Source organism: Brachybacterium sp. HMSC06H03, from assembly GCF_001807385.1.
Taxonomy (GTDB): Bacteria; Actinomycetota; Actinomycetes; order Actinomycetales; family Dermabacteraceae; genus Brachybacterium; species Brachybacterium conglomeratum.
In genome coordinates, this window is record NZ_KV788762.1 from 1 (window position 1) to 7809 (window position 7809).

At 74.3% G+C, this 7809-nt stretch carries 8 protein-coding genes; 4 read left to right on the forward strand and 4 right to left on the reverse strand.

What is annotated here, in order from left to right; translation table 11 throughout:
• Positions 1 to 104 precede the first annotated feature (104 nt).
• The gene (locus HMPREF3159_RS07480; RefSeq protein ID WP_246821550.1) at positions 105 to 1970 is read right to left on the reverse strand and encodes an ABC transporter ATP-binding protein; all 1866 of its coding nucleotides are present in this window, start codon (positions 1968 to 1970) and stop codon (positions 105 to 107) included.
• Positions 1967 to 3733, reverse strand: coding sequence for an ABC transporter transmembrane domain-containing protein (locus HMPREF3159_RS07485; RefSeq protein WP_083305856.1), 1767 nt, complete (start codon positions 3731 to 3733; stop codon positions 1967 to 1969). Before HMPREF3159_RS07485 ends, HMPREF3159_RS07480 begins: the two co-directional genes overlap by 4 nt.
• Positions 3734 to 3861: 128 nt before the next feature.
• Between HMPREF3159_RS07485 and HMPREF3159_RS07490 the strand changes: the two genes are divergently transcribed.
• From HMPREF3159_RS07490 to HMPREF3159_RS07505, 4 genes are all read left to right on the forward strand, one after another.
• Complete coding sequence (locus HMPREF3159_RS07490) at positions 3862 to 4482, forward strand: mycothiol-dependent nitroreductase Rv2466c family protein (RefSeq protein WP_070500467.1); 621 nt, start codon at positions 3862 to 3864, stop codon at positions 4480 to 4482.
• A 62-nt stretch (positions 4483 to 4544) separates the two neighbouring features.
• Complete coding sequence (locus HMPREF3159_RS07495; RefSeq protein WP_070500468.1) at positions 4545 to 5033, forward strand: ribose-5-phosphate isomerase; 489 nt, start codon at positions 4545 to 4547, stop codon at positions 5031 to 5033.
• A complete protein-coding gene (locus HMPREF3159_RS07500; protein ID WP_070500469.1) occupies positions 5033 to 6064 on the forward strand; it encodes an Fpg/Nei family DNA glycosylase in 1032 nt (343 codons plus the stop codon). The genes HMPREF3159_RS07495 and HMPREF3159_RS07500 overlap by 1 nt, the downstream gene beginning before the upstream one ends.
• A gap of 29 nt (positions 6065 to 6093) precedes the next feature.
• Positions 6094 to 6570: a GNAT family N-acetyltransferase gene (locus HMPREF3159_RS07505; protein ID WP_070500470.1), complete on the forward strand. Its 477-nt coding sequence runs from the start codon at positions 6094 to 6096 to the stop codon at positions 6568 to 6570.
• A 19-nt stretch (positions 6571 to 6589) separates the two neighbouring features.
• On the opposite strand, the gene HMPREF3159_RS07510 is transcribed toward HMPREF3159_RS07505, so the two are convergent.
• Complete coding sequence (locus tag HMPREF3159_RS07510; protein ID WP_070500471.1) at positions 6590 to 6991, reverse strand: ankyrin repeat domain-containing protein; 402 nt, start codon at positions 6989 to 6991, stop codon at positions 6590 to 6592.
• Positions 6992 to 7003: 12 nt separating this feature from the next.
• On the reverse strand, positions 7004 to 7809 hold an 806-nt coding region (locus HMPREF3159_RS07515; RefSeq protein WP_141748125.1), incomplete at its 5' end, for an energy-coupling factor transporter transmembrane component T family protein.

A 7809-nucleotide genomic window follows, 5' to 3' on the forward strand; every position in this document is an offset into this window, starting at 1 on the left:
CGTCGGCGGGCTCGGCCTCGCCGCCGCGGGCGCGCTGGTCCTGCGTCGCCGCTGACCGGGCCGGTCCCGACGGGGGATGACCGGCAGGACCGGCGCGGAAGGGCTCAGCCCGCCCAGGCCTCCCACAGCCGGGCGTAGTCCCCACCGCGGGCGACGAGCTCGTCGTGGGTGCCCTGCTCGACGACCGCACCGTCGGCCATCACCAGGATCCGGTCGGCGACCCTCGCCTGCGAGAGGCGGTGGGCGACGATGATCGTGGTGCGGCCGCGGGCGACCTCGAGCGCTGCGCGCTCGAGCACCCGCGCCCCGGAGGAGCCCTCGTCGGCAGTGGCCTCGTCGAGGATCAGCACTGCCGAATCCTGCAGCGAGACCCGGGCCAGGGCCAACTGCTGGGACTGCTCGGCGGTGAGCCGCTCGCCCTTCTCTCCCACCTCGGTGTCCAGGCCCTGCGGCAGGCGGTCCACCCAGGCGAGCGCCTCCACCCTGGCCAGCGCCACGCGCAGCAGCTCGTCGGAGGCGTCGGGGGCGGCCAGCTGCAGGTCCTCCCGCAGCGTGCCGCGGAAGACGTGCACGTCCTGGGAGACGATCGAGGCGTGGCGTCGCACGGCCTCGAGATCCGCGCTCGCGAGATCCGCACCGCCGTGCAGCACCCGGCCGTGGCGCGGGACGAGCGTGCCCGCCATGATCGCGGCGAGGGTCGACTTGCCCGCGCCGGAGGCGCCCACCAGCGAGACCGTCTCCCCGGGCGCGATCTCGAGGTCCAGCGGCCGCAGCACGATCCGCTCGGCGCCGTCCTCGTCCTCGCCGTAGGCGTGGGAGACCTGCTCGAGGCGGATCGAGGCGTCGCGGGGCACCTCGGTGCCGGGGGAGACCGCGGGGTCGATCGAGGTGATCACCCCGACCATCCTCGCCAGGCTCGCCAGCGCCGACTGGATCTCGTCGAGGTTGAAGATCACCGCCATCATCGGCCAGAACAGGGTCACCAGGTACACCGCCGCGGCGGTGACCAGGCCGACGGGCGCCGCACCGGTCTGCACCAGCACGAAGCCGACCCCGATCACCATCGCCAGCGCCAGGTTCTCGGGCACGTTCAGGCCCAGCACCAGCCGGCTCACCAGGTGCATCACGCGCATGTTCAGCAGCGCGGCGGTCTCCGAGAGCACGGCCACGTGGCGGGTCTCGCGCCGCTCGATGCCGTAGGCGTGCACGGTGGGGATGCCGTGGATGGCGGAGAGCAGGCCCTGGGCGCGGGCACCCATCGCGATCCGCTCGCGGCGGTAGATCGGGCCGGTGCGGCGCAGGTACCAGGTCGCGGCCAGCACGTACATCGGCACGATGATCATGACCATGAGCAGCAGCCACGGCGAGAGCATCGCCATGCCGCCCAGGGTGATCAGCACCAGGAATCCGAGCTGGATGAGGTTCGGGACGAGGTTGTTCACCGCCCGGGCGGCGACGTCCACGTCGTCGGCGACGCGGGAGAGGGCGTCGCCGATGCCGGTGCGCTCCATGGTCTGCGCGGGCAGGTCCAGGGCGCGGTCGATCACGTCCTCGCGCATCCCGGCGAGGATCCGCTGGCCGAGCGCGGAGATCATCGACCAGCCCGCCGCCATCAGCACCGCCTGGAGCACCCCGACCCCGAGGATCCGCAGCCCCAGCGACCACACCTCGGCGCTCGAGCCGCCGGCGGCGACCACGTCCACGGCGGAGCCGATCAGACGGGGGAGGATCGCGGCGGCGACCGAGCCGCCGACGGTGATCAGCAGCGTGGCCGTGGCCGAGAGCCAGTGCTCCCGCAGCCGCGCGAGCATGAAGCGCATCGAGGCGCCGGGGCCCGCGATGGGCAGCAGCTGCGCGTGCTCGGCCAGCTGACGGCGCGCGGTCGCGTCCTCTCCGAGGACCTCCTCGAGCGGCCGGTCCCAGTCCAGGCCCGGCATGCGGGTCCCCTGGGATCCCTGCGATGCGCTCATCGCCGCACCACCTCCCGGTACTGCTCGTGTCCCATCAGATCGGTGTGCTCGCCCTCGGCGGTGATCCGCCCGTCGCGGACGAAGACCACGCGGTCCGCCGCCTGCAGCAGCGCCGGGGCGCGGGTGACCAGCAGGGTCGCCCGGTCGCTGCGGTGCCGTGCGGCGACCAGCGCCTCGGCGATGTTCTGCTCGGTGACGGCGTCGACCGCGGTGGTCGGGTCGTGCAGCACGAGCACCGGCGCATCCGCGGCCACGGCGCGGGCGAGCGCGATCCGCTGCCGCTGCCCGCCGGAGAGGTTCGCGCCGCGGTCCAGGATGCGGGTGTCGTAGCCCTCGGGCAGGATCCGCAGCAGGTCCTCGGCGCCGGCGGCGTGCAGCGCCGCGTCGGCCCAGCCGTCGTCGCCGGTCTCCGGCGAGGGGCCCTGCTCGGGGGCACGGGTCGCGAGCTGCTCGCGCAGGGTGCCGTCGAAGAGGTCCACGACGTGCGGCTCGACGAGCAGGTCCGCCCGCAGGCCCAGCCGGTCCTCGGGCGTGATCGCCACCTCGCCCACGCGGGCGCCGCCGTCGACGCGGCCGCTGACCGCGTCGATCACGTCCGCGGCGTCGGCCGGATCCGCGCAGGCCAGCGCCACCACCTCGCCGTCGGCGACGGACAGCAGCGGCAGGTGCAGGCCGCCGGCGGCGCCGCGTCGGCCCGTCCCGCGACCGCCGCGCTCGTCGCGCTGCGTGGTGAGCACGTCCAGGGTCAGCTCCGGGTCGTCGACCGTGCGGTCGAGGTCCGTGTACAGGTCCCGCACGCGACGCGCCGAGGTGGACATGCCGGCCCACCACACCGGGGCGCCGGAGAGGCCCTGCAGCATCCCCATCACGTAGCGGGCCAGGCCCACCACGGCGATCAGCACGCCGAGGGTCAGCGCGCCGTCGAGGGTGCGCAGCGAGGCGAGGACCACGACCGCCGCGAGCATCGTCCCGGTCACCAGGGTCGTGAGCCCCGAGGAGAGGCCCGAGTAGCGGGCGTTGACCAGCGCCGCGTCCAGCGCGGTGCGGGAGCGGCGGCGGTAGGTCGCCCGTGCCCGGCTCTGCACGCCCAGGCCCTGCAGCACCCGCAGCCCGTGCACGAGGTCGGTCGCGGTCGCCGCGGCCTCCGCGGCCTGGGACTGCTGGTCGTCGTAGCGGGCGGACAGGGTCGGGGTGATCACGCGGATCACCACCACCATCACCACGATGCCCAGCCCCATCGCGAGCCCCAGCCACAGGTCCATCACGGCGAGATAGGCGGTCGCCCCCAGCACCGCGAGGGTCGAGGGGACCACCCACGGGATCATGTCCATCACGTCGGACGCCTTGTCCGCATCCGAGGTTGCGATCGAGAGAACCTCGCCGGCGGGGCGGCGCACCGTGCGCGAGCGCGGGTCGAGCACCGCGCCGGTCAGGCCCACCCGCAGCCGGTGCCGCTCGTACATGACCGCCTTCTGCGAGAGCAGGAAGGTCCACACCCACAGCAGCACGCCCAGCACGCGCAGCAGGATCAGCCCTGCCGCGCCCAGCACCGTCAGCCGCAGATCGCCGGCGAGGATGCCGTGGTCGATGAGGAGGCCCAGCACGATCGGCATGAGCATCTCGACGCCCTCGGACACGGTCGCCAGCGGCAGGATGAGCGCGAGGGTGCGACGGTGGGTGCGCACGATGGAGCGCAGCACGCCGGGGACGGGGCGTGCCGGGGAGGAGGTCGCCGCGGCCGCGGCAGGGGAGGAGTCGAGCACTCGTCCGATCCAACCCGTCCGGACCCTGCGGGGCAAGGTGTTTTCCCCCGCCCGTGAGCCGGTCGACGCACGGCGGGCGCGCCGGTGCGACAATGGGGGCTCGCCAGTCCCCGACCCGAGGAGAATCCATGAGCGCCCGTCGCGTGGAGCTGTTCGTCGACCCCGTCTGCCCCTTCGCCTGGATGACCAGCCGCTGGCTGCTGCACGCCGCCGAGGTGCGCGAGATCGAGCCGGTCTACTCGGTGATGTCGCTGTCCGTGCTCAACGAGGGTCGCGAGCTCGATCCCGGCTATCGCGCCATGCTCGATGACTCCTGGGGCCCGGCCCGGCTGGCGATCGCGATCCGCGAGGCCGAGGGGAACGAGGCCTTCTCCCGCTGGTACACCGCCTGGGGCGAGCGCTATCACGTGGGCGGTCAGAACGAGGACCGTCGCTCCACCGCGGTCGCCGCGCTCGCCGATGCGAATCTGCCGGCCGAGCTGATCGAGGCCTACGAGCCGGTCGCCGGCGACGAGATCGACACGGCGCTGCGCGCCTCGCACGAGGGCGCCACCTCCCGCGCCGGCGACGAGGTGGGCACCCCGGTGATCTCCTTCGGCGAGGGCACCGCCTACTTCGGCCCTGTCGTCTCCCCGGCCCCGAGGGGCGAGGACGCCGGGAAGCTGCTGGACGCGCTCGCGACGCTCGCCTCGGTCGACGGCTTCTACGAGCTCAAGCGCTCCCGCTCCGGCGGCGTCGACTTCAGCTGACCGCACAGTTCGTCCCCGACGAGCCTCCTCGCCCCTCCTCACGACAGGAAGACATCCACGACATGCGCGTGCACATCGGTACCGACCACGCCGGCTTCGAGCTGAAGAACCGCCTGGTGGCCCAGCTGGAGAACAAGGGGCACGAGGTCACCGACCACGGCGCCCACGAGTACGACGCCCTGGACGACTACCCGCCCTTCTGCACCGACGTGGGTGAGGCCGTCGTCGCGCAGCCCGGCTCCCTCGGCATCGTGATCGGCGGCTCCGGCAACGGCGAGCAGATCGCCGCGAACAAGGTCGCCGGCGTCCGCGCCGCGCTGGTGTGGAACGAGGAGACCGCGCGCCTGGCCCGCGAGCACAACGATGCGAACGTGATCTCGGTGGGTGCCCGCCAGCACTCCGAGGAGGAGCTCGAGGCGCTGATCGACGTGTTCCTGGCCGAGCCGTTCTCCGGCGAGGAGCGCCACCAACGCCGCATCGACCTGGTCGCCCGCTACGAGACCACGGGCGGCTACAGCGAGGACCAGGGCGCCGGCGCCGACGCGCGCTGATGCCGGAGGGCCACACCGTCCATCGGCTCGCCGCCGCCTTCGCGCGAGGGTTCGGCGGGCAGCGGGTGCGCACCTCCAGCCCCCAGGGACGCTTCTCCGACGCGACGCAGCTCGACGGCCAGGTGCTGCTCGGCGCCGAGGCGGTGGGCAAGCATCTCTTCCTGGCCTTCGCCCCTACGGCCGACGTCGACCCGGCGGACCCGTCGGTGCGGCACGTCCACGTGCACCTGGGCCTGTACGGGTCCTGGACCTTCGCGGGCGACCCCGGCTTCGCAGGCGCCCACGCGATCGGCGCCCCGCGTCTGAGGATCGGGGAGCGGGAGGAGGAGAGCGAGGGCACCGTCGACTGGCGGCGGATCGTGCCGCGCGAGACGGTGCGGCTGCGGATCGCCGGCCCCCGCGGTCTCGCCGACCTCACCGGCCCCACCGCCTGCGAGGTGCTGGACGGCGAGGGCCGGCAGCGGGTGCTGGACCGGCTCGGCCCGGACCCGCTGCGCCCGGACCCCGACGGCTCCGCGCAGCGCCGCTTCGTCGAGGGGATCCGGCGTTCCCGCACCACGATCGGCGCGCTGCTGATGGACCAGAAGGTCGTCGCCGGGATCGGGAACATCTACCGCGCCGAGCTGCTGTTCCGGGCGAGACTGGATCCCTTCGTGGCCGGACGCGATCTCACCGCCGGGATGTGCGAGGAGATGTGGGAGGACCTGGTCGCGCTGATGGCCTACGGCGCGCGGACGGGGAGGATCGTCACCACCCAGCCCGAGCACCGCCAGATCGAGGCGCGGATCGTCGAGCGCTCACGCGGCACCCGCCAGAACGGGGACGAGGACCCGGACGTGGTGCCCCGGGAGGAGTCCTTCTACGTCTATCACCGCCAGACCCTGCCCTGCCGGCTGTGCGGGACGACGATCCGCTCGGGCGAGATCGCCGCCCGCACGGTGTTCTGGTGCCCGCGCTGCCAACGGGTCCGCAGCCGCCGCGCGGGATGGACACGCGAGCATCCCGCTGCGCCCTGGGCGCTCGCGCGGTGATCTGTGCCGACGGCAGTACCCTGACGCCCATGCCCGACCAGCCCGTCGCCCCGCCCGACCTGCACCGCGCCGTTCTCGACGACCTCTCCGCCCGCACCCTCTACCTGCTGGTGACGCTGCGCCAGGACGTGTTCACGATGGAGCAGGGCGCGAGCGACGCGGACCTCGACGGGCGCGAGCTCGAGCCGAGCACGGAGCTGCTGTGGCTCGAGGAGGAGGGGGCGCCGATCGCGCACCTGCGCCTGCTGCGGGAGACGGACGGCGCGCTCCGCATCGGCCGCGTCGCGGTGCGCGCGGACCGTCGTCGCGGCGGCCACGGCAGGCGCCTCATGGTCGCGGCGCTCGAGCGGGCCCGGGAGCTCGCCCCGAGCGCCGAGGTGCACCTCGACGCCCAGGCGTATCTCGAGACGTGGTACGCCTCGATGGGCTTCGAGACGGTGAGCGACGTGTTCCTCGAGGCAGGGATCGAGCACGTCGCGATGGTGCTGCGCCCCGCGAGCGCCTGAGCCGGGCCGCGCGTCGGGCTCAGGCGCGGCGCGCCTCGATCAGCTCCACGATCTCGGCCCGCTCGAAGTAGCGCGCCGTCGCCAGGCCGCTCGGCTCGCCGAGGTCCGGGTCCGCCCCGGCCTCGAGCAGCGCCCTCGCCACCTCGGTGAAGCCCTTGAAAGCGGCGCCCGCGAGCGGGGACTGGCCGCGGTCGTTGAGGAGGTCCACATCGGCGCCGCGGGCGGCGAGCTCGGTCACCAGGGCGGCGTGCCCGTGATAGGCGGCGAGCATGAGCGGGGTGTTCCCGGAGGCGTCGCGCAGGTTCGCCGGTGCGCCGTGGTCGAGGAAGGCGCGCACGGTCTCGGCGTCGCCCGTCCGGGCGGCGTCCAGCAGGGCGTTGGCGAGCTCGATGAGCTCGGGATCCAGGGAGTCGTCGGTCATAGCCCCAGCGTATTACGCAGCACCGATGAGCATCTCCGCCAGCAGCGGCCACACCAGCAGCCCCGCCGCGATCACGACCCCCAGCAGGTCCGCGGGGCCGACGGGGCTCGGCGCCGCCCAGGTGCGGTGCGTCGCGGTCGCGAAGCCGCGGGAGTCCATCGCCAGAGCCTGCTGCTCGGCGCCGCGCAGCGTGTCCACGAGAAGGGCGAGGGTGGCGCCCGCGAGCATCCGGGGGGAGCGGGGACCGCCGAGGCCGCGGCGAGTGCGGGCCTCGAGGATCGCCGCCCACTGCCGGCCCAGATGCCCTACCCGCACCAGCGCGATCACGGAGGCGGCGACGGGCCGTCCGGGCAGGTGCAGGCGCTGGCCGAGCGCATCCCCGAGCGGGGTGGGGCGCACGGAGGCGAGGGCCAGCACCCCGGGGGCGACGAAGGCGGTGATCCGCGCGGCCTCCTTCAGGCCGACCAGCCATGCCTCCCCGGACAGCGCCGGCGCCTCGCCCAGCAGCGCCGTGGTCCAGGCGAGCCCCGCCGCGGAGAGCACGATCGGGAGCAGGCGCAGGGCCGCGCCGCGCAGGCTCCGCACCGCCAGCGGGGCGAGCAGCACGGTCGGGGCGAGGGCGAGCAGCCCGCCCTGCCAGCTCTGCACGGCGAAGGAGCCGATCGCGGCGAGGATCCCGATCAGGCTCAGCGTCAGCGGGTTCAGCGCGTCGGCCGGGACCCGGCGGGGCGCGGGCGTGGGGACCGCGTCCGGTGCCGGGGCGGGCAGGTCGTGGCGCGCGTCGGCCGCGGCGACGAGGAGCTCGTCGTGGCTCGCGG